Origin of the sequence: Achromobacter sp. Bel, assembly GCF_012928505.1 — a bacterium.
GTDB lineage: Bacteria > Pseudomonadota > Gammaproteobacteria > Burkholderiales > Burkholderiaceae_B > Achromobacter.
Window position 1 is genome coordinate 87,894 of the sequence record NZ_JABBJN010000012.1, and the last position, 24,353, is coordinate 112,246.

At 66.0% G+C, this 24,353-nt stretch carries 25 protein-coding genes; 8 read left to right on the forward strand and 17 right to left on the reverse strand.

The genetic code is table 11. From position 1 onward, the window contains the following. Positions 1-38: 38 nt before the first annotated feature. Positions 39-380 (forward strand): zinc ribbon domain-containing protein YjdM, encoded by a 342-nt coding sequence (locus HG262_RS10335; RefSeq protein WP_169270931.1) that lies wholly within the window; start codon positions 39-41, stop codon positions 378-380. A gap of 84 nt (positions 381-464) precedes the next feature. On the opposite strand, the gene HG262_RS10340 is transcribed toward HG262_RS10335, so the two are convergent. The 10 genes from HG262_RS10340 to HG262_RS10385 all read right to left on the reverse strand — a co-directional run bounded on the left by HG262_RS10340 (position 465) and on the right by HG262_RS10385 (position 8,707). Further along, a complete protein-coding gene (locus tag HG262_RS10340) occupies positions 465-701 on the reverse strand; it encodes a hypothetical protein (protein WP_169270932.1) in 237 nt (78 codons plus the stop codon). Between the two features lie 13 nt (positions 702-714). Beyond that, positions 715-951, reverse strand: a complete 237-nt coding sequence (locus HG262_RS10345; RefSeq protein WP_169270933.1) for a FixH family protein — start codon at positions 949-951, stop codon at positions 715-717. A 20-nt stretch (positions 952-971) separates the two neighbouring features. Continuing rightward, entirely contained in the window at positions 972-2,462 is a 1,491-nt protein-coding gene (gene ccoG, locus HG262_RS10350; RefSeq protein WP_169270934.1) for a cytochrome c oxidase accessory protein CcoG, read from the reverse strand. A gap of 76 nt (positions 2,463-2,538) precedes the next feature. Further along, positions 2,539-3,540 carry a cytochrome-c oxidase, cbb3-type subunit III gene (ccoP, locus tag HG262_RS10355; protein ID WP_169270935.1) on the reverse strand — a complete coding sequence of 334 codons (1,002 nt, stop codon included), beginning with the start codon at positions 3,538-3,540 and terminating at the stop codon, positions 2,539-2,541. Then, positions 3,537-3,713 (reverse strand): cytochrome oxidase, encoded by a 177-nt coding sequence (locus HG262_RS10360; protein WP_006225697.1) that lies wholly within the window; start codon positions 3,711-3,713, stop codon positions 3,537-3,539. The genes ccoP and HG262_RS10360 overlap by 4 nt, the downstream gene beginning before the upstream one ends. Before the next feature lie 2 nt (positions 3,714-3,715). Continuing rightward, positions 3,716-4,453, reverse strand: a complete 738-nt coding sequence (ccoO, locus tag HG262_RS10365) for a cytochrome-c oxidase, cbb3-type subunit II (RefSeq protein ID WP_169270936.1) — start codon at positions 4,451-4,453, stop codon at positions 3,716-3,718. Positions 4,454-4,463: 10 nt separating this feature from the next. Further along, positions 4,464-5,951, reverse strand: coding sequence for a cytochrome-c oxidase, cbb3-type subunit I (gene ccoN, locus HG262_RS10370; RefSeq protein WP_169270937.1), 1,488 nt, complete (start codon positions 5,949-5,951; stop codon positions 4,464-4,466). Between the two features lie 253 nt (positions 5,952-6,204). Continuing rightward, complete coding sequence (ccoS, locus tag HG262_RS10375; protein ID WP_006225694.1) at positions 6,205-6,366, reverse strand: cbb3-type cytochrome oxidase assembly protein CcoS; 162 nt, start codon at positions 6,364-6,366, stop codon at positions 6,205-6,207. Next, positions 6,363-7,337 (reverse strand): hypothetical protein, encoded by a 975-nt coding sequence (locus HG262_RS10380; RefSeq protein WP_169270938.1) that lies wholly within the window; start codon positions 7,335-7,337, stop codon positions 6,363-6,365. The genes ccoS and HG262_RS10380 overlap by 4 nt, the downstream gene beginning before the upstream one ends. Before the next feature lie 101 nt (positions 7,338-7,438). After that, on the reverse strand, positions 7,439-8,707 hold the full coding sequence (locus HG262_RS10385; protein WP_169270939.1) for an adenosylmethionine--8-amino-7-oxononanoate transaminase: 1,269 nt from the start codon (positions 8,705-8,707) through the stop codon (positions 7,439-7,441). 147 nt (positions 8,708-8,854) lie between these two features. Here HG262_RS10385 and HG262_RS10390 point away from each other — a divergent pair, with 147 nt between their 5' ends. From HG262_RS10390 to bioD, 3 genes are read left to right on the forward strand one after another with little or no spacing between them, the layout of a single operon-like run. Then, complete coding sequence (locus HG262_RS10390; RefSeq protein ID WP_169270940.1) at positions 8,855-10,042, forward strand: aminotransferase class I/II-fold pyridoxal phosphate-dependent enzyme; 1,188 nt, start codon at positions 8,855-8,857, stop codon at positions 10,040-10,042. Next, positions 10,039-10,716: an alpha/beta hydrolase gene (locus tag HG262_RS10395; protein ID WP_169270941.1), complete on the forward strand. Its 678-nt coding sequence runs from the start codon at positions 10,039-10,041 to the stop codon at positions 10,714-10,716. Before HG262_RS10390 ends, HG262_RS10395 begins: the two co-directional genes overlap by 4 nt. Positions 10,717-10,740: 24 nt before the next feature. Next, positions 10,741-12,177, forward strand: coding sequence for a dethiobiotin synthase (gene bioD, locus HG262_RS10400; RefSeq protein WP_169270942.1), 1,437 nt, complete (start codon positions 10,741-10,743; stop codon positions 12,175-12,177). A 39-nt stretch (positions 12,178-12,216) separates the two neighbouring features. On the opposite strand, the gene HG262_RS10405 is transcribed toward bioD, so the two are convergent. The 3 genes from HG262_RS10405 to HG262_RS10415 are packed head-to-tail and all read right to left on the reverse strand — an operon-like array spanning position 12,217 to position 15,332. Beyond that, positions 12,217-13,413 (reverse strand): CoA transferase, encoded by a 1,197-nt coding sequence (locus tag HG262_RS10405; protein ID WP_169270943.1) that lies wholly within the window; start codon positions 13,411-13,413, stop codon positions 12,217-12,219. Beyond that, on the reverse strand, positions 13,410-14,297 hold the full coding sequence (locus HG262_RS10410; RefSeq protein WP_169270944.1) for a CoA ester lyase: 888 nt from the start codon (positions 14,295-14,297) through the stop codon (positions 13,410-13,412). Before HG262_RS10410 ends, HG262_RS10405 begins: the two co-directional genes overlap by 4 nt. A 42-nt stretch (positions 14,298-14,339) precedes the next feature. Then, positions 14,340-15,332 (reverse strand): tripartite tricarboxylate transporter substrate binding protein, encoded by a 993-nt coding sequence (locus HG262_RS10415; RefSeq protein ID WP_169270945.1) that lies wholly within the window; start codon positions 15,330-15,332, stop codon positions 14,340-14,342. Positions 15,333-15,467: 135 nt separating this feature from the next. On the opposite strand from HG262_RS10415, the gene HG262_RS10420 reads away from it, so the two are divergent. Continuing rightward, positions 15,468-16,331, forward strand: a complete 864-nt coding sequence (locus HG262_RS10420; RefSeq protein WP_169270946.1) for a LysR family transcriptional regulator — start codon at positions 15,468-15,470, stop codon at positions 16,329-16,331. A 49-nt stretch (positions 16,332-16,380) separates the two neighbouring features. Here the strand turns inward: HG262_RS10420 and HG262_RS10425 are convergent, their stop codons facing one another. Continuing rightward, the gene (locus tag HG262_RS10425; protein ID WP_169270947.1) at positions 16,381-17,277 is read right to left on the reverse strand and encodes a LysR family transcriptional regulator; all 897 of its coding nucleotides are present in this window, start codon (positions 17,275-17,277) and stop codon (positions 16,381-16,383) included. A 106-nt stretch (positions 17,278-17,383) separates the two neighbouring features. Here HG262_RS10425 and HG262_RS10430 point away from each other — a divergent pair, with 106 nt between their 5' ends. Next, positions 17,384-18,448, forward strand: coding sequence for an NAD(P)-dependent alcohol dehydrogenase (locus HG262_RS10430; RefSeq protein ID WP_169270948.1), 1,065 nt, complete (start codon positions 17,384-17,386; stop codon positions 18,446-18,448). A gap of 103 nt (positions 18,449-18,551) precedes the next feature. Here HG262_RS10430 and aceA read toward each other — a convergent pair whose 3' ends face one another. Further along, a complete protein-coding gene (aceA, locus tag HG262_RS10435) occupies positions 18,552-19,871 on the reverse strand; it encodes an isocitrate lyase (protein WP_169270949.1) in 1,320 nt (439 codons plus the stop codon). 323 nt (positions 19,872-20,194) lie between these two features. Here aceA and queF point away from each other — a divergent pair, with 323 nt between their 5' ends. Continuing rightward, positions 20,195-21,019, forward strand: coding sequence for an NADPH-dependent 7-cyano-7-deazaguanine reductase QueF (gene queF, locus HG262_RS10440; protein ID WP_169270950.1), 825 nt, complete (start codon positions 20,195-20,197; stop codon positions 21,017-21,019). A 21-nt stretch (positions 21,020-21,040) separates the two neighbouring features. Here the strand turns inward: queF and HG262_RS10445 are convergent, their stop codons facing one another. Both HG262_RS10445 and HG262_RS10450 read right to left on the reverse strand, forming a co-directional pair. Next, positions 21,041-22,045, reverse strand: a complete 1,005-nt coding sequence (locus HG262_RS10445; protein ID WP_169270951.1) for a cytochrome-c peroxidase — start codon at positions 22,043-22,045, stop codon at positions 21,041-21,043. Between the two features lie 158 nt (positions 22,046-22,203). Continuing rightward, positions 22,204-23,112 carry a LysR substrate-binding domain-containing protein gene (locus tag HG262_RS10450; protein ID WP_169270952.1) on the reverse strand — a complete coding sequence of 303 codons (909 nt, stop codon included), beginning with the start codon at positions 23,110-23,112 and terminating at the stop codon, positions 22,204-22,206. Between the two features lie 98 nt (positions 23,113-23,210). On the opposite strand from HG262_RS10450, the gene HG262_RS10455 reads away from it, so the two are divergent. Continuing rightward, complete coding sequence (locus tag HG262_RS10455) at positions 23,211-24,287, forward strand: tartrate dehydrogenase (protein ID WP_169270953.1); 1,077 nt, start codon at positions 23,211-23,213, stop codon at positions 24,285-24,287. The last annotated feature ends 66 nt before the right edge of the window (positions 24,288-24,353 follow it).

Sequence of the window (24,353 nt, forward strand, 5' to 3'; positions counted from 1 at the left end):
GCATTGCGCGATTCGCGCGTTTCACCTGAGGTACACCCGTGAGTGCATTGCCCGCCTGTCCGAAATGCCAATCCGAATTCACCTACGAGGATGGCGGCGGCTACGTCTGTCCGGAATGTGCGCATGAATGGTCGGCGCAAGACGCCACGCCCTCGGACGACGACGCCCGCGTTTACCGCGATTCAGCCGGCAACGTCCTGCAGGACGGCGACACCATTACCGTCATCAAGGACCTGAAACTCAAGGGGTCCGGCGGGGTGATCAAGATGGGCACCAAAGTCAAAGGCATCCGCCTGGTCGACAGCGACCACGACATCGATTGCAAGATCGACGGCTTCGGCCAGATGAGCCTGAAGTCAGAGTTCGTCAAGAAGGTCTGACGCGGCGCCCGCCAGATTGGCGGGCCCCTCTCTCTCAGCCCCGGTCTTTCCCCCCTCCTCCCGCCCCACAGGCAGGCCGAGGGGTTACAGCGGGTCTTCCTCGGCGGCTTTCGGCATCAGGTATGCCGTCAGCGTGCTGGACAGGCCAGCCATGACCCACAACACAAAGAACGACACCGTGTAGAAGCCCACGCGCCCGGTGGGGACGTGCCCGAATATCGCCACGTCCAACGGGTCGATCAGGGCGAATATCAAGGCGCTTCCCGCCGCGGCCGCCAGGAACGACGGCCACAATATCCACATCAATGAACGCAAGCCCATCTGTGTCCTCCCATCAGGGATTGGCGCGCACGGCGCCCGCGCCTTCGCCGGCTTTCGGCGCGACCTGTTCAATCACCAGGCCGCGTTTGACCACGCCCTCCACGATCGGCTCGTGAGTGAAGTTGGAGTAGGCGAAGTAGATCGTGATGAAGCACCCGACCATGGCCACGAACGGGCCGGCCATGAGGATCCAGGGCCACGGTTCGTAGTACCAGGGCTTGGACGCCGGGGCGGTTTGTGCAAGGGTCATGAGGTTTGTCCTTTACGTAGTCAATCAGGCACGTAGAAGCTGGCGGGTTCGTCGGTTTCAATCGGCTGGTTTCCACCGTCGTGACCGCGCGCGCGCAATGTGATGGCATGTGCGCCGGGTTCGGCACCGGCTGGCGCCCGGATCACCATCGGAACCAGCTTGTTGGCGGCGGGCTCCACCTCCACCACATCCGACCCCTGCTGGCCCGTCATCACAACCAGTCCCGGCATGCCGTCGGCCGACAGTCGCAGCCGCATGGCGGTGTCCGACGTGTTGATGATCTGCAGCCGGTAGACGTTCTCGATCTGGCCGCCCGCCACTTCGCGGCCCAGCGCCCCGCGATCGCGGATGACGTCCACCCGCAGCGGGTTACGCATCGCCAACGACGCCACGAACGCCACCGCCATGATGAGGATCAGCGTGCCGTAGATCAGCACGCGCGGGCGCAGCAGGTGCGAACGCGCGCTTTTGGCCGACAGGCCGTCCTGCATGGCGCGGTCAGACGTGTAGCGGATCAGGCCGGGCTCGTACTGCATCTTGTCCATCACCTGCTCGCAGGCGTCGATACAGGCGCCGCAGCCGATGCACATGTATTGCAGGCCCTCGCGAATGTCGATGCCGGTGGGGCAAACTTGTACGCACAGGCTGCAGTCCACGCAATCGCCCAGACCGGCCGCCTTGTGGTCGACCTTGCGCGAACGTCCGCCGCGCGGGTCGCCGCGGCGCTTGTCATAGGTGACGACAAAGGTGTCGGGGTCGACCATCACGCTTTGGAAGCGGGCGTAGGGGCACATGTACTTGCAGACGGACTCGCGCATGAAACCCGCGTTGCCCCAGGTGGCAAAGCCGTAGAACAGCATCCAGAACCATTGCCACGGTCCCAGTTGCAGTGTGAACAGCTCATGGCCCAGCTCGCGGATCGGTGCGAAATAGCCGATGAACGTGGAGCCCGTCCACCAGGCCAGCGCGATCCACAAGAAATGCTTGGTGATCTTCAGGCGCGCCTTGCGCCAGGTCCAGGGTGATTCATCCAGGCGGATGCGCGCGATGCGGTCGCCTTCGACCTTGCGTTCGATCCACATGAAGATCTCGGTGTAGACCGTTTGTGGACAGGCGTAGCCACAGAACAGCCGACCCGCCACGGCGGTGAACAGGAACAGCGCCAGCGCCGATATCACCAGCAACACGGCCAGATAGACGACGTCCTGCGGCCACAGCACCAGCCCGAACAGGTAGAACTTGCGTGCGCCCAAGTCGAACAGCACAGCCTGGCGGCCGTTCCATTGCAACCAGGGCAGGCCGTAGAAGATCAGTTGAGTAATAAAGACGAAAGCGATGCGCCAGCGGGCAAAAATGCCGCTGACGGATCGCGGATAGATCTTGCTGCGTACACCCGCCAGGGTCTGTTCCAGCGTTTCCTGCCCGGGGCGTGGCGGCCGCGTGTGCGGCCGCCAGGGCGGCGGGTCGCCGTCAGGCGGTGTGCCGACGCTTGCGGTTGACCCATCTTCCATTTGCTGCTCCGTCCTGTAAGTCCAATGATGTGGGGGCCGCATGACGCGCCCCCCACTTAAGCACCTGCTTGCCGCGTTACTTGGCGGCGGCCGGCGTTGCGGTATTGGCGGCGACGGGTGCCGCCGCCGTCGCCGCGCCTTGCGCTGCCGCTTCCGGCGCGGTGGTGCCCGGCTTGTTCGACAGCCCCCACACCCAGGCCGTCAGCACTTTGATCTGCTCGGGGTTCAGGATGTGTTCGTGCGCCGGCATGCGGTTGTCGCGGCCATCCAGGATCGTCTTTACGATCGTGGCTTCCGAACTGCCGTACAACCACACGTCGTCCGTCAGGTTGGGCGCGCCCAGCAACGGGTTGCCCTTGCCGTCCACGCCGTGACAGGCCACGCAATAGTTGGCGAACTCGCGCTTGCCGCGGAACACGCGGATATCGTCAGAGGTCAGCCCCGACAACGAGCGCACGTACTGGGCGATATCACCGGCGGTCTTGGCGTCGATCGCGGCCTTCCAGGGCGGCATCACCCCGTGGCGCCCCTTGGTGATGGTCTCCATGATGGTTTCGGGCGAACCGCCGTAGAGCCAGTCGCCGTCGGTCAGGTTGGGAAAGCTGGGGCCGCCCTTCGCGTCCGAACCGTGGCATTGCGCGCACGTGTTCAAGAACAGGCGCTGCCCCATTTCCAAGGCGGCCGGGTCCTCTGCCACCTGCGGCACCGTCATGGTTTCGAAGCGCGCGTAGATCGGGCGAACGGCCTCGGCCATCTTCGCCTGGTGCCGCGCGACTTCTTCCGTGCTGCTGTAGCCCAGTTGGCCCTTGTACGAACCCAGGCCCGGCATGAAAAACAGGTAGCCCAGCGCGAACACGCACGCCAGCAGGTACATCCAGGTCCACCAGGTGGGGACCGGGTTGTTGAGTTCGGTCAGGTCGCCGTCCCAGACATGGCCGGTGTCTTCGACCTGGCCGCTGGCCGGCTTGGTGCTGAGCCAGCGGCGCTGCGTGTACAGCAGCCACAGGCACCAGACCACGCCGCCCACGGCGACGACCGAGATGAAATACCCCCAGAAGCCATTAACGAAATCGCTCATGACCGATTCGCTCCATCTTGTTGTGCCTGGCCGAACTCGTCGGGCAGGGCGAACGGCAGCATGGCCGATTCGCGGTTGGCGCTCTGGCGGCCGCGCGAGCAGGCCCACCAGACGATGCCGAAAAAGGTTGCCATCGAAATGGCGGTGACGATCGCGCTCAGGTAGCCCACCATGATCAGCCTCCCGTGGCCGCTTGCGCGGCGGGTTGCACAGCGGACTGCGCGGTAGGTGCTGCCGCCTTCTTGGCCGCTTCGGCCTTCCGGGCGTCTTCGGCCAGCTTGGCCTGGGCCTTGCGCACGCCTACGCCAAGCTCCTGCAGGTAGGCGACCAGCGCGTCCTCTTCCGTCTTGCCCTCGATGGCCTTGGGTGCGGCCGCGATGTCGGCATCGGTGTAGGGAACGCCCAGGGCGCGCAGCGCCCGCATGCGTTCGGCCACGTTCTGGCCGGTGATGACCGTCTTTTCCAGCCAGGGATAGGCGGGCATGTTCGACTCGGGCACCACCTTGCGCGGATCGCGCAAGTGGATGCGGTGCCAGTCGTCGGAGTAGCGTTCGCCCACGCGGGCCAGATCCGGGCCGGTGCGCTTGGAACCCCACAGGAACGGATGGTCAAAGACCGATTCCGCCGCCGTCGAGTACGAGCCGTAGCGCTGCACTTCCGCCGCCAGCACACGCACTTGCTGCGAGTGGCAGCCGACGCAGCCTTCACGGATGTACACGTCGCGGCCCATCAGCCGCAGCGGGCTGTAGGGCTCCACGCCGGCGACGGGCTGGGTCGTGCTGTGCTGGAAGAACAGCGGAACGATCTGAACCAGGCCCGCGAAGGACACCACCAGGATGCTGGCGATGATCATCCAGCCGATGTTCTTCTCAAGCGTCTGGTGAGAAAAGAAGCCAGGTTTCTTGTTGGCCATGATGTCCTCGTCAAACAGTAGCCGGCGCGGCGGTCGCAACAACCGGCGGGCGAGCGGCGTGGGGGTCGTCTTGCGGAATGGCGGGGTTAACGGGTTGCGCACCGCGCACCGTCATCCACACGTTCCAGGCCATGACGAACACGCCGGACAGGAACAACGTGCCACCCAGCAAACGGATCAGGTAGTACGGGACGCGCGTCTTCAGTTCTTCGACAAAGCTGTAGACCAGCGTGCCGTCGGAAGCGGTATCGCGCCACATCAAACCTTGCTGCACCCCGGCGATCCACATGGCGGCGATGTACAGCACCACGCCGATGGTCGCGATCCAGAAGTGCAATTCGATCGCCTTCACACTGTGCATCTTCTCGCGGCCATACAGGCGCGGGATCAGGTAGTACAGGGAGCCGAACGAAATCATGGCGACCCAGCCCAGCGCGCCGGAGTGCACGTGGCCGATGGTCCAGTCCGTGTAGTGCGACAGCGCATTGACCGTGCGGATCGACATCATCGAACCTTCGAAGGTCGACATGCCGTAGAACGACAGCGCCGTCACCATGAACTTCAGGATCGGATCGGTGCGCAGCTTGTACCAGGCGCCCTGCAGGGTCATGATGCCGTTGATCATGCCGCCCCAGGAAGGCGCCAGCAGGATCAGCGAGAACGTCATGCCCAGCGACTGGGTCCAGTCCGGCAGCGACGTATACAGCAGGTGGTGCGGGCCCGCCCACATGTACGTGAAGGCCAGCGCCCAGAAGTGGACGATGGACAGGCGGTACGAATAGATGGGGCGGCCAGCCTGCTTGGGCACGAAGTAATACATCATGCCCAGGAAGCTGGTGGTCAGGAAAAAGCCCACCGCGTTATGGCCGTACCACCACTGCACCATGGCGTCCTGGACGCCGGCGTACGCCGAATACGACTTCCACAACGACACCGGCATTTCGATGTTGTTGAAGATGTGCAAGATGGCGATAGTCAGGATGTACGAGCCGAAGAACCAGTTGGCCACGTAGATGTGCTTGGACCGACGCTTGATGATCGTGCCGAAGAACACGATGGCGTAGGCGACCCAGACCAGCGTGATCAGGATGTCGATCGGCCATTCGAGTTCCGCGTATTCCTTGCTGCTGGTGAAACCCATCGGCAGCGTGATGGCGGCGGCGACGATGACGATCTGCCAGCCCCAGAACGTGAACGCGGCCAAGGGGCCACAGAACAGGCGGGCCTGACAGGTGCGCTGGACGACGTAGTAAGACGTCGTGAACAGCGCGCTGCCACCGAAGGCGAAGATCACCGCGTTGGTGTGCAGCGGACGCAGGCGGCCGTAGCTCAACCATGCGGTATCGAAATTCAACTGAGGCCAAATCAGCTGCGCGGCGATAAAAACGCCCACAGCCATGCCGACAATGCCCCAAACCACCGTCATGAGCGCGAACTGCCTCACGATCTTGTAGTTGAAGGTATCGGCCTTGCTTGCGATTGCGGCGCAATCGTTCATCACCCTTCCCCTAAAGTAACAAATAGCTCCAGGCTCAGATGATGGGACTAGTCACACAAGTCGGCGTTGATATGGATCAAGCGCCAGAGGTCCGGACGGGGAACGCGGCGCACGCACAACGGAACGGCAAGGAGAAATGCGAATGTTGTGGTCGAATTGCGATCGCGTTGCGCTCGAATTGAAGCCGACTTGCCGTCGGCGCGACGCGAATCGGGCGCATGGCCCGCCCCAGAAACGCGATGCGCAGCGGCGTTCAGCCGCGGCTTGCCGGACCGCTGTCGTCGTCGCGCAGGATGGCTGTTCCGGCGTTGTCGGTATCGTCGTACTGGCCGTTGAACACGGCCCACCACAGCGATATGCCGATGGCCAGCACGAACAGCAGGGACAGCGGCAACAACAGGTACAGGATGGTCATTGGGCGGCTTCCAGCATGCCGGACGGCGTGGCGTCGCCGGACCAGTCCCGGCGGCACAGGCGCCAGGAGTTGTAGGCTACCGCCAGCGACGACACCAGCATGGTGATGGCGGCCAGCCACGGCGTGACCCACCCCACCAGCGCCAGCGGCGTCATGAGCAGATGCCAGACCAGCGACCCGTAGAGGTTCTGGCGGGCCTTGTGGCGCGCCTGCTGCAAAAGCGCGTCCAGCGCGGCGTCGGGCATGGACGGGTGGGCCGCCAGCGCGGAGTGCGCCGACGCCATGGCCGTGGGCACCGCCATCGACATGGCGCAGGGGCAGCTCATGACCAGCAGCGCCACCATCACCGGAAGGCTGTGCGCAGGATCGATATAGGCCCAGGCAGCGGCCGCGGCAAGCGCAAGGGCCACCTGCGCCATGACGAAACGGGATGCCAGCCGGTCGGCGCGGGCGCCCAGGTCCAGGCGTTGCGCCTCGACCCGCTCATGCCGCTGCCCGCCCGACGCGCCGCCGAAGGATTGGCGTGCGCAGAGTTCCAGGTAGCGCGCCGTCAGCAGGAACGCCACGAACATCGTGACGGAATCGAAATAGACCTCGCCGCGGCCCGTCCAGGTGGCGTGAACGCTGGGGATGAAGGCGGCGACGATGCCAAGCGCCACCGGGACGTCCATGCCGGCGCGGCCGTGGCGCAGGTTGTCGCCGGCATGGCGCCAGATGGGCCAGGCCGAATAAAGCACTACGGGGATGGTCAGCGCGAAGCTGGCCCAATTCATCAGCACGATGGCCCAGTCCAGCGTTTCCAGGGCGTCGGCGGGCATGCTGTCGTGGCGCAGGTAGCCGGGCCACGCGAACATCATGACCTGCATCATGGCCAACCAGGCGAGCGACAGCCGCACCAGCGCGTGGCGGCGCTGCTGGCGGTCGGCATCCGGCAGGCAGGCAGGGACGGCGAAGATCGATTTTGCTCGCATGGCCCGATGGTAACCAGCCCCCTGGCGTGGCGCCTTGATCTGGATCAAGGCGCTTTCCGCCTCTTGCCGGGGCCCTGACGCGGCCGAAGCCGCCGGCCGCGTCAGGGCCGTTGCTGGCGCAACACGTCCACCACGGCGCGCATCAATATCGCCAGTTCGTCGTCGGCGATTGTCAATGCCGGCGTCAGGTAGACCACGTTGCCGAACGGGCGCACCCAGACGCCGGCCTGGACCAGCCGACGCTTCAAGGCCTCGCGGTCGGCGATGCCGTCCAGTTCCACCACGCCGATGGCGCCCAGCACGCGCACGTCGCGCACCCAGGGCAAGTCGCGACAGGGTTCCAGGCCGGCGGCCAGCGCCGTTGACAGGCGTTGCGCCTGCGCCAGCCGGGGCTCGGACTCGAACAGGTCCAATGAGGCATTGGCGGCCGCGCAAGCCAGCGCGTTGCCCATGAAGGTAGGGCCATGCATCAGCGCGTGCGCCGGGTCATCAGACCAGAACGCCTCGAACACGCGGTTGCTGGCCACCGTGGCGGCCAAGGGTAGCGTGCCGCCCGTCAGCGCCTTCGACAGGGTGATGATGTCGGGCCGGATGCCGGCCTGCTCGAATGCGAACATCGTGCCCGTGCGCCCGAATCCGGTGAAGATCTCGTCGAAGATCAGCAGCAGGCCGTGGCGGTCGGCCAGCCGGCGCAGGCGGCGCAGCACTTCCGGATCATGCAGCAGCATGCCGCCCGCGCCCTGCACCAGCGGCTCGACCAGGATGCCGGCCAGTTGCGGCCCGCGCGCCTCAAGGAATTGGTCCAGTGCCGCCGTCGCAGCCTCGTCGCGCGGCAGGTCAACGATGTCGTGCTCGGCCAGCATGCCGCGGAACAGGCTGTGCATGCCCTCGTCCGGATCGCACACCGCCATGGTGCCGAACGTGTCGCCATGGTAGCCGCCGCGAAACGCCAGGAACCGGCTGCGGCCGCGCTCGCCCTGGTTCAGCCAGTACTGCACGGCCATCTTCATGGCGACTTCCACTGCCACCGAACCGGAATCGGTATAGAAGACCCGGTCCAGCCCCGGGCCCAGCAAGCCGGCCAGCCGGCGCGCCAGCTTCAGCGCGGGTTCGTGGGTCAGCCCGCCGAACATCACATGCGGCATGGCGTCCAGCTGCGCGCGCACCGCCTGGGCGATGTGGGGGTGGTTGTAGCCATGGCAGGCCGTCCACCAGGACGCCACGCCGTCGATCAGGCTGCGCCCGTCAGCCAGTTCCAGCCGGCTGCCGTGGCTGCGCACGACCGGCAGCGGCGGCGTGGCCGTCTTCATTTGGGCATAGGGAAGCCAGATATGGGGTTGGCCCTGGGCCACCCAGTCGGGCGTGTGCATGATTGGACTCCGCAAAAACCGGTTGCGGCCCGGGGCTCGGGAGGGGATTGCCCCCTGAAAGCCGCCGCGCGCGCCTCCACTACAATGGCCCGCATTCTACGGCCTGGCGCGGGCAGCCCCTGCAGCCGGCCGCTGCCGGATCGATTGATGTCAAAGCTGGATTCCCTGTTTTCCTCCGAGTTGGCCCTCGCCGACACCCGCCGCGTGCGACGCCGCCTGCGCACCGCCACGGCGGCGCCGCCCGGCCGGATCGTGCTGAACGGCGCGCCTGTGCTGAATTTTTCCAGCAACGACTATCTGGGCTTGTCCAAGCACCCGCTCTTGATCGAGCGTGCCCGGGAATGGGCGGCGCGACATGGCGCCGGCGCCCAGGCCTCGCGCCTGGTCTGCGGCAATCTGGACCTGCACGAGCAGGTGGAAGCCAAGCTGGCGCGCCTGAAAGGCACCGAGGCCGCGGTGCTGCTGGCCTCCGGCTGGCAGGCCAACGCCGCGGTGCTGCCCGCGCTGCTGCGCGCCGCCGCCACCCGAGGCGAGGTCGAGCTATATGCCGACAAGTTGAACCACGCCAGCCTGCACCATGGCTGCCAGGCGGCCGGCGTGAAGCAGATCCGCTTCCGGCACAACGACCTGGACCATCTGGAGCGCCTGCTGGCGGCCAGGGCCGAACAAGGGTCGGCTAAGCCCGCCTCCCGATTCATCGTCACCGAAAGCGTGTTCAGCATGGACGGCGACCGCACCGACGTCGTCCGGCTGGCTGAACTGGCTGACCGCTATCAGGCCTTCGTCTACCTGGACGAAGCCCATGCCACGGGCGTGCTCGGCCCCGGCGGCATGGGGCTAGCCGGATTGGCGCCCGGCCGCATTGATCTGGCCATGGGCACGTTCAGCAAGGCGCTGGGCGGCTTTGGCGCCTATGTGGCCGGCTCCAGCGCCCTGTGCGACTACCTGATCAATACGTGCTCCGGATTCATCTACACCACGGCGCTGCCGCCCGCCGTGCTGGGCGCGATGGACGCTGCCTTGGACCTGGTGCCCACGCTGGACGCCGAACGCGCCCGGCTGGCGGCCGCCGGTGACCATCTGCGCGCCGCGTTCCAGGGCCTGGGATTGGACACCGGCGCCTCGTCCACGCAGATTGTGCCCGCCATGGTGGGCGACGAAGGCCGCGCGCTGGCGATCGCCGCCGACCTGGAACAGCGAGGCCTGCTGGCCGTGGCGATCCGCCCGCCCACGGTGCCCGCCGGCACCAGCCGGCTGCGCGTGACGCTCAGCGCCGCCCACCGCGACGCCGACGTGGCGCAGCTGATCGCCGGCTTTGCGGCGGTGCTGGCATGACGGACGCCCGCGCCCTGCCCGCGCGCCCCACCCTGCTGTTCGTCCATGGCTGGGCTTTCGACGCCTCGGTCTGGGCGCCGCTGCGCGCCGAACTGCGCGATTGGCCGCACGCCGTCGCCGACGCTGGCTACTTCGGGCCGGCGCACTTCCCGACGACCAACGGCCCGGTCATCGCCATCGGCCATTCGATGGGCGTGCTGCGGCTGTTGCGCCGCTTGCCGGCGGATTGCCTCGGCCTGGTGTCGATCAACGGCTTCCCGCGCTTTGGCGCCGCGCCGGACTTCGACGCCGGCGTGCCGCGCCGCATGCTCGACCGCATGGCCAAGCGCCTGTCGGCCGATCCCGCCGCGGTCGTGCAGGATTTCCGCCAGCGCTGCGGCGACATCTCCACGTTTGGCGAACCGCAATTGGAATCGCTGGCGCAAGACCTGGAAGCCCTGCGCGACGAGGACCAGCGTAACGCGCTGGCGGCCTTGCCCGTTCCGCTACTGATCCTGGCGGGCCAGGACGACCCGATTGTGCCGGCGCCGATGACGCAGGCCGCGTTTGGCGGCCGCGCGGGCGACGAACGGCACGAGCGGGAACAGGGTGGCCATCTGCTGCCGGTATCGGACGCGTCGTGGTGCGCGCGCCATATCGCCGGATTCATCACCCGACTGACCCAGGCGGCCTGATTGCCTGGCCTGACCGCAAGCACCATGACGCAAGCCCCTCGCAACCTGCAAGTCGCCGCCCGTTTCGGCGCGGCCGCGCACCGCTATGAAGACCATGCGCCCATCCAGCGCACCACGGCCGAACGGCTGGCTGGCGACATCGCCCGGCTGCGCCTGCCCCCGCGCCCCCGCATCCTGGAGATCGGCTGCGGCACCGGGCTGCTGACCCAGGCGCTGGCGCGCCGGCTGGGGCCTGCCGACTGGACGATCACCGACATCTCGCCCGCGATGCTGGCCGCGGCGCAGCGTGGCCCGGCGCTGCCGGGCACGGCCAGGTATCAGGTGCTGGACGGCGAACATCCCGAGTCCCTTGCCGGCCCCTACGACCTGATCTGCTCCAGCCTGGCCGTTCAGTGGTTCACGGACCTGAACGCCGGCCTGGGCCGGCTGGCCGCGTTATTGGCGCCCGGCGGCCATCTGGCCGTCGCGACGCTGGCGGACGGCACCTTCGGCGAATGGCAGGCTGCGCACCAGGCCGCCGGCCTCGTGGCAGCCACGCCACCCTACCCTGCGCGAGCCACCATCCGTCCGGCCATTGGCAATCTGGCCGGTGGCGTGCGCGGCGAACGCCTGATACAAAATCATCCTGACGGCCTGAGTTTCCTGAAGAGCCTGAAAGGCATCGGCGCCACCACGCCCGCCCCCGGCCGCCCGCCGCTCGGCCCTGCCGCGCTGCGCCGCGTGCTGGCCGCATTTGACGAACAAGGAGCCACGGTGACGTATCACCTGGCCTACGGTATGTGGAAAAAAACGACGCAACGCCCCGCCGGGGTCTTCGTGACCGGCACGGATACCGGCATCGGCAAGACGCTGGTATCCGCCATCCTGGCGCGCGCCTGGAACGCCGACTATTGGAAACCGGTGCAGACCGGCGTCTCGGAAGAACCCGGGGACACCGACACCGTCGCCCAATTGGCCCGGCTGCCGCCCGAACGCCTGCATTTGCCGGCCTACGTGCTGCAAGCGCCGCTGTCCCCCTGGGCCGCCGCCAACCTGGAAGACACCGTGGTCGACGCGACCACCATCGTGCCTCCGAAGACGGACGCCCCGTTGATCGTGGAAGGCGCGGGCGGCCTATACGTGCCTATTGACGACACGCACATGATGATCGACCTGATCGCCCGCCTGGACATGCCGGTGGTGCTGGCCGCGCGCAGCGGCCTGGGCACTATCAACCACACGTTGCTGAGCCTGGAAGCGCTCAAGCGTCGCGGCATCCCCGTGCTGGGCGTCGTCATGAGCGGCCCGCTGTCGGCGGGCAACAAGGAAGCCATCGAACGCTTCGGCGACGTGCGCGTGCTGGCCGAAATCCCGCCGCTGTCAAAAGTGGACGCCGCCGCCGTCGACGCACTGGCGCGGACTATCCCGCCGCTGGAAGACTGCCTGGCGGCATTGGGCGGGGCGCCGGCGGTGGCCGGCTAATGGACTGCGGCCGCCCCCATCTTGCTGGCATACCCCTCCTCATCCCAGCGCCCCCCGTTCCCGCAACGCCGCCATCCGCTCGGCCGACACCCCCGCCTCTGTCAGCACCGCCTCGCTATGCTCGCCGAACGCGGGCGCGGCGCGGGGCGCAGCCGGCTGGCTGCGGCCGAACTTGATGGCTTGGGCGAACCCGCGGTAGCTGCCCACCACCGGATGCGTAAACGTCGTGACCATGTTTTCGGCCTGCACTTGCGGGAAGTCGAACATGTCTTGCACGCCGCGCGCGGCGGCGCAAGGCACCTCTTCGCCGAACCAGGCCTCCCATTCCAGCGCCGTGCGTGCGCGCAGCGCGTCGTGCAGGCGCGGCACGATCTCGTCACGGTGTTCGGCGCGTTTGCGCACCGAATCGTAACGTTCGTTGGCGGCAAGCTCTGGCAAGCCGGTCTTGGCGCACAGCGCCTGCCAGAAATGCGGCGTATTGGCCGAGATGTACAGATACCCCTCGCCGGTGGGATGGATGCCCGTGATGCCGCCCGAGCGCATGTCGCGCCCGATGTCACGCGGCTCGCCTTCGGCCCAGATCAACCTTGCGGACTGCAAGGCCAGCGCGCTACGCAACAGCGATACGCCCACGAACTGGCCGCGACCGCTGCGTTCACGCTCGTACAGCGCCGAGGCCACGCCCGCGGCCACCATCGATGAGGCGTAGTAGTCCACCACCGATCCGTACAGGATCTCGGGCGGCCCCTCGGCCTTGCCCTGCAACGCGCACATGCCCGTCATCGTCTGCAGCACCTGGTCGTAGCCGGCCTTGTCCTTCAACGGGCCGGTTTCGCCATAGCCGGTGACGGCGCAGTAGATCAGCCTGGGATTGATCTCGGCCAGTTGCTCATAGGCGATCCCGAGGCGGGCCGGCACGCTGGGACGGAAATTGTGCACCAGCACGTCCGCCTGCTGCGCCAGATCGTGCAGGACAGCCAGCGCTTCCGGGTTTTTCAGGTCCAGCACCAATCCGCGCTTGCCCCGGTTCACGCCAAGAAAGGCGCGGCTTTCGGCATCCAGCGTGGACGGGTACTTGCGCAGGTTGTCGCCGCTGGGCGGTTCCACCTTGATGACGTCCGCGCCCTGATCCGCCAACAACGTGCAGCCATATGGCCCGGCGATGTAGGCGCTCAGGTCCAGCACGCGGACGCCCGCCAGCGGACCGCCCGGCGATTGCGTTGCTGCCGTCATCATTGCGCCTCCGCCGCGTGCGCCGTCGCCAGCCCAAGCCCGGCGGCCGCCCGCAATATCGCCTCGGCGCGGCGCAGGAAGGGGCCATCGATCATGCGGCCGTCCACCACGAATGCCGCCACGCCCTGGGCCGACGCTTCCCGCGCGGCCTGCACCACGCGGCCCGCGTGCGCGATCTCGTCATCGGTGGGACGGAACGCCGCGTTGGCCAACGGCACCTGGCGCGGATGGATGCAGCTTTTTCCGATGTAACCCAGGCGGCGGGCCAATTCAGCCTCGGCCCGGTAACCCGCTTCGTCCTCGATATTGGCGAAGGCGGAGTCGTAGGCGAACACGCCCGCCTCGGCCGCCGCCAGGCGCAAGGCGAACATGGCCTGCTGCACCGCCACGGCCTCGCGGCGGGCAATGCCCGCCGGTTCGAAGAGATCGCCCAGCCCCAACTGCAAACCCTCCACGCTGGGATGCGCCGCCGCCAGGCGGGCCGCCCGGCGCAGCGCCCGCGGCGACTCGATGTTCAGCAGCAAGCCAACCGGTTGATCCACGCCGTTGGCGCGACGCGCCTGTTCCACCGCGCTGGCTGCCGCCACGACGTCGGCCTCGCTTTCCGCCTTGGGCAGGTTCACCAGATGCAGTCCCGGTCGCACCACGGCCTGCACGTCCGCATGGAACTGCCCCGAATCCAGCGCATTGACGCGCACAATCAGCGTCTTGCCCGACGCGGCGGCCTCGGGCGCGGCCAACATGCGGGCCAGATGGCCGCGTGCTTCGTCCTTGCGCGACGGCGCCACCGCATCCTCCAGGTCGAACGACAAGGCGTCGGCGGCGCCCGCCAGCGCCTTGGCGAACAACTCAGGACGCGATCCGGGTACGAACAGTTTGCTTCTCATGCTTGGCACTCAGGGAATCAGGGGTTGATGCGGAGCGGTCGTCTACTGGATGGAGATGCTGCGGTCGCGGGCCACCTGCTTCCATTTGGCGGCATCGGCCTTTACCAGTTCCGCGAATTGCGGCACGGTCAGCTCAGCCGGCACCGCGCTTTCTTCCGCGAACATGGCGCGCATCTTCTGGTCGTTGACGATGCTGCGGATCTCGGCGTTCAGCTTGTCCACCAAGGGCGCGGGCGTTCCCGCCGGCGCCAGCACGCCCCACCACAGCTCCACGGAATAGCCAGGCTGGCCTTCGCCGATGGTGGGCAGCGCCGGATAGAACTGCGACCGTTCGGGCGAGGTCACGGCCAGCACGCGCAGCTTGCCGCCCTTGAGCAGCGAGGCCGTGGATGCGAAGCTGCCGATCACGAAATCGACCCGGCCGCCGGCCAGGTCGTTCAGCGCATGCGACATGCCCTTGTAGGGCACGTGCGTGAACGATGTCTTCTCGCCCCCGGCCAGGATTTCGCTGGCCATCTGGTTGACCGAACCCAAGCCGGCGCTGCCGTAGGTCAGCTTGCCCGGCTCCTTGCGGCCCACCGCCAGCAGCTCGGCCATGGACTGGTAGGGTGAATCCTTGCCCACGACCAGCGCCATCGGGCTGCGCGCCAGCATCGCCACCGGCGCGAAACTGCGCACGACGTCGTACTTCAGGTTGGTCTGCACGGCGGCATTGGTCGTGAGCGTGGACGACGACAGCATCAGCACGGAGCCGTCCTTCGGTGCGCGGGCCACATATTCCGCCCCGATCGCGCCGCCCGCGCCGGGCCGGTTTTCGACAATGACGGTCGTGGACAGGCGCGCGCCCAGCTTTTCGGCCAGCACGCGGGCAAACACGTCGTTGCTGCCGCCCGGCGGGAACGGCACGACCATCGTGATCGTCGCGGGGACGGCGGGCGCCGCCTGCGCCGCAGCCAATCCTGGCGCGCCCAGCGCCACGGTCAAGGCCAAGGCGGGCAATAAGGCGGCGCGCAGGCCGGCAAAGGACTTCGTCATGGGGGTCTCCTCGGTTGCGGTCCGGCGGGCGTCCGACGCCTGCGTGCCGCTTGTCGTTTTGTCTGAAGCGAATACTAGGACGCCCGCCTGGTGATATAAAGCGAGGATTCTTAAAACACTACGTGAGGATTTCTGATGAAGATCGAATCTTTCCGTACGCTCAACGCCGTGCTGCGCGGCGGCAGCTTCGCGGCGGGCGCGGCGGACATGAACCTGTCGCCCAGCGCCGTCAGCCTGCAGATGAAGCAGATGGAGGAGTACTTCGGCCAGCCCTTGTTCGACCGGTCCGCGCTGCAGGTACGGCCCAACGCCTTCGCGGCCGAAGTGGATGCGGTGCTGCAGGAGGCCCTGGCGCGGCTGGACGAACTGCGGCGGCGCAGCACGCCCGCCGTGGAAGGCCGCGTCCGGCTGGGTACGATCGAACCGCTGCAAGTCACGCTATTGCCGCCGTTGCTGCGCACGCTGCGGGAACGCTATCCGCTTCTGGACGTGCGGCTGGTGCGAGGACGCGCCACGGAACTCACCGAAAAGCTGAAAAAAGGCGAGATCGACGCCGCCATCATCACGCAGCCCGAAACGGGTGGCTCGAGCCGCCTGGCCTGGACGCCGCTGTTCCGGGAAACGCTGGTGCTGATCGCGCCCCCCGACTCGCACGGGACACGCGTCGCCGATCTATTCCAGCAGTACGAATGGATCCGCTTCGACAAGACCACCATCGGCGGCCGGCTGGCCGCACGCTATGTCGCGCAGCATGCGCCGCACGCACGCTGCCGCATCGAAATGCAGTCGCTGGCGGCGCTGACGGCGCTGGTGTCGGCGGGCTTGGGCGTATGCGTGCTGCCCGAACCCGGCCCGAACCTGTTGAACGTGCACCCGGTACGCGTGCTGTCATTGGGCAAACAGGCGCCCTACCGCCAGATCTCGTTCGTCTGCCGGCTGACCGACCAGGACAACCGGCTGGTGCAGGCCTTGCTGGAAGGCGCTCGTCCGCACCCGTAAGCACCCGTACCCCCGTAAGCACCCAAAGACGCGTGAGCCGCTGCCGTGTTCAGGCGCCGCCTTCCAGCTTGGCCATGTCGATGAACGCGCGCAGCGCCGACGACACGCGCCGCTGCCGCGGGTAATACAGCATGAAGCCTCGAATCGGCGGGCACCAGTCCTCCAGCAGCCGCACCAGCCGGCCCGTTGCCAGCAGATCGTTCACGTAGTGTTCCGGCACGCTGCCGATCCCGATGCCGTCGACGGCGGCGCGCACCTCGGCGTGCACGTCGCTTAGCGCGATGCGGCCCGTGACGTCCACTTCGATCGCTACGCCGTCTTTCTCGAATTCCCATTTGTAGTAGCGGCCGCTGGCAAAGCGGTAGCGCACGCATTCGTGCCGCATCAGGTCGTTGGGATGGCGGGGAATGTCGCGCCCGGCCAGATAGGAGGGCGACGCCACGACCGCCGCGCGCAAGCTGGGGCCGATAGGCACGGCCACCATGTCTTCCGGCACGGCCTCCAGCAGGCGCACGCCCGCATCGAACCCCGACGCGACGATATCGACAAAGCTGTCGTCTTCGCCGATATCCAGCCGGATGTCCGGGTAGGCCGCCAGGAAGCGCGCGGCAAAAGGCATCAGCAGCATGTAGGAAGCCGCGCGCGACGTGTTGATACGCAAGGTGCCGGACGCCGCCCCGCGGAAGTGGTTCATTTCCTCCAGCGCGTCGCCCAGGTCGCTCAGCACCGGCAGCAGGCGTTCGGCCAGGCGCTGGCCGGCGTCCGTCAATGCCACGCTGCGCGTGGTTCGGTTGAACAGGTTCACCCCCAGCCGTTCTTCCAGGTTGCGGATGGCATAGCTGACCGCCGAGGTCGACAAACCCAGTTCCTCACCAGCACGGCGAAAGCTGCTGTGACGGGCAACTGCGGAAAAGGAGGCCAGGTGCGACAGGTTATCGGGCGACATGATTATGCAAATTATTCGAATAAAACATGCGGAAATTCTAGCTTGATACCCCGTGTTCGCAGGAATATTGTGAACGCTTGCTCAACAGAATTTATTCGAGACCGTCATGATCCAAGCCCGAGGCTACGCCGCCCACAGCACCGATACCCCGCTCGTTCCGTTCAGTTTCACCCGGCGCGAACCCGGCGACGACGACGTGCTGATCGACATCCTCTACAGCGGCATCTGCCATTCCGACCTGCACCAGGCGCGCGGCGATTGGGGTAACTCCGTCTATCCGATAGTGCCCGGCCACGAAATCGTCGGCCGCGTGGCCCAGGTGGGTAAGAACGTCACCAAGTTCAAGGAGGGCGACTACGCTGGCGTCGGCTGCATGGTGGATTCCTGCCTGCACTGCAAGGCCTGCCGCCTGAACCTGGAGCAATACTGCGAAGAAGGCGCCACGCTGACCTACAACGACCACGAGCGCGGCAGCGACCAGTTGACCTTCGGCGGCTATTCGGACCGTATCGTCGTGCGCGAACACTTCGTCGTGAAAGTGTCCGACACGCTGGACCTGAAGGCCGTCGCCCCGCTGCTGTGCGCCGGCATCACTACCTATTCCCCGCTGCGCCACTGGAAAGTCGGGCCAGGCCAGAAAGTCGGCGTCATCGGCCTGGGCGGCCTGGGGCACATGGGCGTGAAGTTCGCCCACGCGCTCGGCGCGCACGTGGTGATGATCACGACCTCGGCCGACAAGGGGCGCGACGCCAAGCGCCTGGGCGCCGATGAAGTCCTGGTCTCACGCGACCCCGAGGCCATGGCGGCGCACGCCGGCACGTTCGATTTCCTGCTGAACACGGTGCCCGTCAGCCACGACGTGAACCCCTACGTGGCGCTGCTGGGCCTGAACGGCACCATGGCGCTGGTGGGCGCGCTGACGCCGCTGGACCCGATCCCCGGCGCGAACCTGATCATGGGCCGCAAATCGCTGGCGGGCTCCGCCATCGGCGGCATGGAAGAAACGCAGGAGATGATGGACTTCTGCGCCGAACACGGCATCGTCAGCGATGTCGAAATCGTGCCGATCCAGTCGGTCAACGACGCCTACGAACGCCTGTTGAAGAACGACGTGAAGTACCGTTTCGTGATCGACATGGCCTCGCTGGCCACGGAACCGGCTGCGGCGTAGCACTCGTGCGCCGGTGGGGTGAAAAAAAAGGGTGCCCGAAGGCACCCTGAATCCACCCTACAACAGCACCTACAACTGCAACTGCAAATCCCTGCTCAAGCGATCAGGCCGCCTTCTGCGCCTTGCCGTGTTCGAACTGGGCCTCTTCCGTCGAGCCGGTCAGCGCGGTGGTCGAGGACTGGCCGCCTTCGATCGTCTGCGTCACGGCGTCGAAGTAGCCGGTGCCCACTTCGCGCTGGTGCTTCACGGCGGTGAAGCCCATTTCGGCGGCGGCGAATTCCTTCTGCTGCAGTTCCACGAACGCGCTCATCTGACGGCGGGCGTAGCCGTGGGCCAGCTCGAACATGCCGTAGTTCAGCGAGTGGAAACCGGCCAGCGTGATGAACTGGAACTTGTAGCCCATGGCGCCCAGCTCGCGCTGGAACTTGGCGATCGTCGCGTCATCCAGGTTCTTCTTCCAGTTGAACGACGGCGAGCAGTTGTACGCCAGCAGCTTGCCCGGGAATTGGCGATGGATGGCGTCCGCGAACTTGCGGGCGTATTCCAGGTTGGGCGTGGACGTCTCGCACCAGATCAAGTCGGCGTAAGGCGCATAAGCCAGGCCGCGGGAAATCGCCTGGTCGATGCCGGCCTTGGTGCGGAAGAAGCCTTCAACCGTGCGTTCGCCGGTGATGAACGGGCGGTCGTTGTCGTCGACGTCGCTGGTCACCAGGTCCGCCGCATCGGCGTCGGTGCGGGCCAGCAGCAGCGTGGGCGTGCCCATCGTGTCCGCCGCCAGGCGGGCCGACACCAGCTTGGCCACGGCCTCGCGGGTGGGCACCAGCACCTTGCCGCCCATGTGGCCGCACTTCTTCACCGACGCCAGCTGGTCTTCGAAGTGGACGCCCGCCGCGCCGGCGTCAATCATGGACTTCATCAGTTCGAAGGCGTTCAGCACGCCGCCAAAACCGGCCTCGGCATCCGCCACGATGGGGGCGAAATAGTCGATGTAGCCTTCGTCGCCCGGGTTCTTACCTTCCATCCATTGGATCTGGTCGCAACGGGCCAGCGAGTTGTTGATCCGACGGACCACTTGCGGCACCGAATTGGCGGGGTACAGCGACTGGTCGGGATACATTTCGCCGGCCAGGTTGGCGTCGCCGGCGACCTGCCAGCCAGACAGGTAGATCGCCTTCAGGCCGGCCTTGACCTGCTGCATGGCCTGGTTGCCGGTCAGGGCGCCCAGCGAATTCACGAAAGGCTCGCTATGCAGTTGTTCCCACAGACGGGTGGCGCCACGCTGGGCCAGCGTGTGCTGCACGCTGATCGAACCGCGCAGGCGGATGACATCCTCGGCGCTGTAGTCGCGCTTGATGCCCTGCCAGCGGGAGTTTTCAGCCCAGTCTTTCTGCAGATTGCGGATTTCGGTTTCGCGAGTGCTCATGGTGATGCTCCTGGTCAGTGATGAGAAGACTTCAAAAAGATTCGCGTCTTGCATTGCGTGAATCGTTGGACAAAGTCTATGCCTCTGCTGCGGAGCAATGCGGGCTTATGTCTTATAGAAGATGAAAAATGTTTATCTTTATAATCATCAACTTAGACTCATCGTTTCGCATTATGGAACGATATTGTCATCTGTGAAATGGGCGCTCGTTGCAGAGCAGCAGGGACTTTCACATGACGAGACTTACATTTCACAATACGAAAAATCACCGGTTTTCGGACCGCCTACAATGCCTCCATTCCCGCTGATTCCCTGATTCCGCTATGACCCTGTCTCACGGCCCGCTGGGCCAGAGCGTGGCCTACGCCTCGCAATACGACCCCTCGCTGCTTTTTCCCATTGCGCGTTCGCACAACCGCGCGGCGCTGAACCTCACCGCCGGCAACCTGCCCTTCACGGGTGTGGACCTGTGGAACGCCTACGAGCTCTCGTGGCTGGACGCCAAAGGCAAGCCGCGCGTGGCCATGGCCACGTTTTCGGTGCCGGCCGATAGCCCCAACATCATCGAATCCAAGTCGTTCAAGCTGTATCTGAACTCGTTCAACCAGACCCGCCTGGTCAACTCGGCCGCCCTGCGGGGCCGCCTGGAACGCGATCTGAGCGCCGCCGCCGGCGCGCCCGTAGGCCTGGACTTCTTCCTGCCGCAGCGCTTTTCCGAATTGCGCATGGGCGAGATGGACGGCATCTATATCGACAAGCTGGATATCGAGATCGATACCTACGAGCCCGCGCCCGACGTGCTGCGCACCCGCCCTGGCGACATCGTCGAAGAGACGCTGGCCTCGCGCCTGTTGAAATCCAACTGCCCGGTCACCGGCCAGCCGGACTGGGCCAGCGTGCAGATCCGCTACCGCGGCGCCCCCATCGACCGCGAATCGCTGCTGCGCTACGTCGTGTCCTTCCGCCAGCACGCGGAATTCCACGAGCACTGCGTCGAACGCATCTTCAGCGACATCATGCAGGCCTGCGCGCCCGAGCAATTGACGGTCTACGCGCGCTACACGCGACGCGGCGGGCTCGACATCAACCCGTGGCGCAGCAATGTCGAAGCCGCGCCCCCGGCGGACGTGCGCACCGTCCGCCAATAAGTGCCGCGCCCTGCCCCCGGCCTACTTCACAAAGGGCTCGGGCCGGGGCGTGCCGTCTTCGGACGGCGGCAGCACCGGGTATTGGATCACCGGCTGGTCGCCCGTCAGCGTCTTCAGGAACGCGACGATGTCCGCGTTCTCTTCCGGCGTGAATTTGCGGCCCAGTTGCAGGCGGCCCATCACATCCACCGCTTGCGTCAGCGTGGCGGCCTCGCCGTCGTGGAAGTACGGATAGGTCAGCGCCACATTGCGCAGCGTCGGCACCTTGAAGTTGAAACGGTCGGCGTCCTTGCCCGTCACCCCGGCCCGGCCCTCGGCCTTATTGTCGGTCTTGTAGGGCTCGACGAGCCCCATCTTCTGGAATGAATTGCCGCCCACGGCCACGCCGTTGTGGCAGGCAACGCAACCGCTGTTCTTGAACAGCGTGTAGCCCGCCAGTTCCTTCACCGTCAATGCCCGGTCATCGCCTTTGAGCCACTGGTCGAAACGCGAATTCGGCGTCACCAGCGTTTCCTCGAAGGCAGCCAGCGCGCCCGTCACCTCGTCGATCGTGATGCCGTCCTTGCCGAACACCTGCTTGAATTCCGCACGGTAGCCCGGGATGGAGTTCAGCACCTGCACCGCCAATTCGTGCGAAGACGCCATCTCCATCGGGTTGGCGATGGGGCCGCCCGCCTGCTCGCGCAGATCCTTCGCGCGGCCGTCCCAGAACTGTGCGATGTTCAGGCTGGAGTTCAGCACCGTGGGCGAATTGATCGAGCCCTGCTGCCACTTATGGCCGATGGAGGCCTTCAGGTTGTCGGAGCCGCCCATACCCAGGTTGTGGCAAGAATTACAAGAAATGGCGCCCGAGCGCGACAGGCGCGGATCGAAGAACAGCTTCTTGCCCAGTTCCACTTTGGCCGGGTCCTTGACCCCCGCCGCTTCGATAGGCTGGATCGGTTCCTGCCTGGGGTTCCCCGCCGCGTGGCCCGCCCACAAGCCCAGGACGACACCTGCCGCCAGCAACGCGCGCTGCTTTCTCATCTGCATTCTCCTGTTGAATAACCACCACTTGTCTATGGTTATTACATCGGGAGGAACCTGCCGCGGCCTTGCTGCGTGTCAACCCGCGGCGCAGCCCGGCAACCGGCGTAACGCCGGTTTGATATGCCGCAACAAGCGGATCAGCCTTTGGTCCGCAGTCAGTCGAGCGGCGCGTGGGTACGAAGATGGGCTTCCAGGAAGTCCACGCACACCCGCACCTTGGCCGACGCGTTCAGGCGCGTCGGATACACGGCCCACACGTTCGCTTCCTGGCGGTATTGCGCCAGCACCTGCACCAGCTTGCCCTGGGCGATCAGCGGCCCCACGTCCCACATCGAACGCAGAATGATGCCGCGCCCGTCCACGGCCCACTGCACCACCATTTCGCCGTTGTTGGCGGACAGGGGCCCGCGCACCTTTACGGTATGCGCGCTGCGCCCGCGATGCACGCGCCACACGCCGAAGGGATGGTCGCGCTCTTTGATGACCAGGCAGTCGTGCGCCGGCAAGTCGGCCAGCGTGCGAGGCACGCCGCGCGCCGCCAGATAGGAAGGCGCCGCGCACAGGACGCGATGATTGGTGGCGATCTTGCGCGCGATCACATGCGGGGCAATGTCGTCACCCACCCGCACGTCCAGGTCATAGCCTTCGGCCGCCACATCGATCAGGCGGTCGGCCACGTCGAAGCGCACCTGCATCGCGGGATGCTGGCCCACGAACGCCGACAGCGCCGGCGCCACCACGCGCCGGCCAAAGCCGAAGCTGCTGCATACCCGAAGCAGGCCACGCGGTTCGCGCCGCGCGACGCTGACCTCTTCGACCAGATGGTCCATGTCGTCCAACACCCGCTGCGCCCAGTGATAGACGCGTTCGCCGCCCTCGCTGATGACCACGCGGCGCGTGGTGCGGTGGAACAGCTTGATGCCCAGGCTTTCCTCCATCAGGCGGATGCGCTTGGTGACATAAGCGGGCGACATGCCCAAGTCTTCCGCAGCCTTGGAAAAGCTGGACGCGCGCGCCACCGCGTTGAAAACGCGGAGGTCGGCGGGGAGCAGGTCATTATTCACGATATGTGCATAGTCAATTCACGACATGGTCCATTGTAGATTGCCGCCGCCTCCGCCTACGATGGCCCATTCCATTTTCAACTCCGCTATCCCACACCATGACCCACGTTTTCAAAATCGCGGCCATCGCCGGCGACGGCATCGGCAATGAAGTCATGCCCGAAGGCCTGCGCGCCGTCGAGGCCGCCGCCAAGCGTTTCGGCCTGGCCCTGCAGATCGATACGTTCCCCTGGGCCAATTGCGACTACTACGCGCAACATGGCGAGATGATGCCGGCCGACTGGAAGGCCCAGCTGCAAGGCTACGACGCGATCTTCTTCGGCGCCGTGGGCTGGCCCGCGACCGTGCCGGACCACATTTCGCTGTGGGGTTCGCTCTTGAAATTCCGCCGCGAATTCGACCAATACATCAATCTGCGCCATGTGCGCCTGTTCGACGGCGTACCCTGCCCGCTGGCCGGCCGCCGCGCGGGCGACATCGACTTTTTCATCGTGCGCGAGAACACGGAAGGCGAATACACCAATCTGGGCGGCCGCCTGTTCGCCGATACCGACCGCGAAATCGTCATCCAGGAATCCGTGTTCACGCGGCACGGCACCGACCGCGTCATGCGCTACGCCTTCGAATTGGCCAACCGCCGTGAACGCAAGCAACTTACTGTGGCCACCAAAAGCAACGGCATCGCCATCAGCATGCCGTGGTGGGACGAACGCGCCGACGCAATGGGCAAGCACTATCCAGATGTCAAAACCGACAAGCAGCACATCGACATCCTGGCGGCGCGCTTCGTGCTGCAACCGCAGCGCTTCGACGTCGTGGTGGCGTCCAACCTGTTCGGCGACATCCTGTCGGACCTGGGGCCCGCGTGCACCGGCACCATCGGCATCGCGCCGTCCGCGAACCTGAACCCGGAACGCAAGTTTCCGTCACTGTTCGAACCCGTGCACGGTTCGGCGCCGGACATCTACGGCCAGGGAATCGCCAACCCCATCGCCATGATCTGGTCAGGCGCGCTGATGCTGCAGTTCCTGGGCAGCCAGGACGCGCACGACGCCATCCTGCGTGCCATCGAACACTGCCTCAAGGACGGCCCCCGCACGCCCGACCTGGGCGGCAACGCCCGCACCGAAGACATTGGCCGCGCCATTGCGGCGCACATCGAGGCGCACGCCTGACCCTTGGAAAGCAAAAAAGGCGCACCCTCGGGTGCGCCTTTTTTGCTGCGTGCCGCTTTAAGCGGC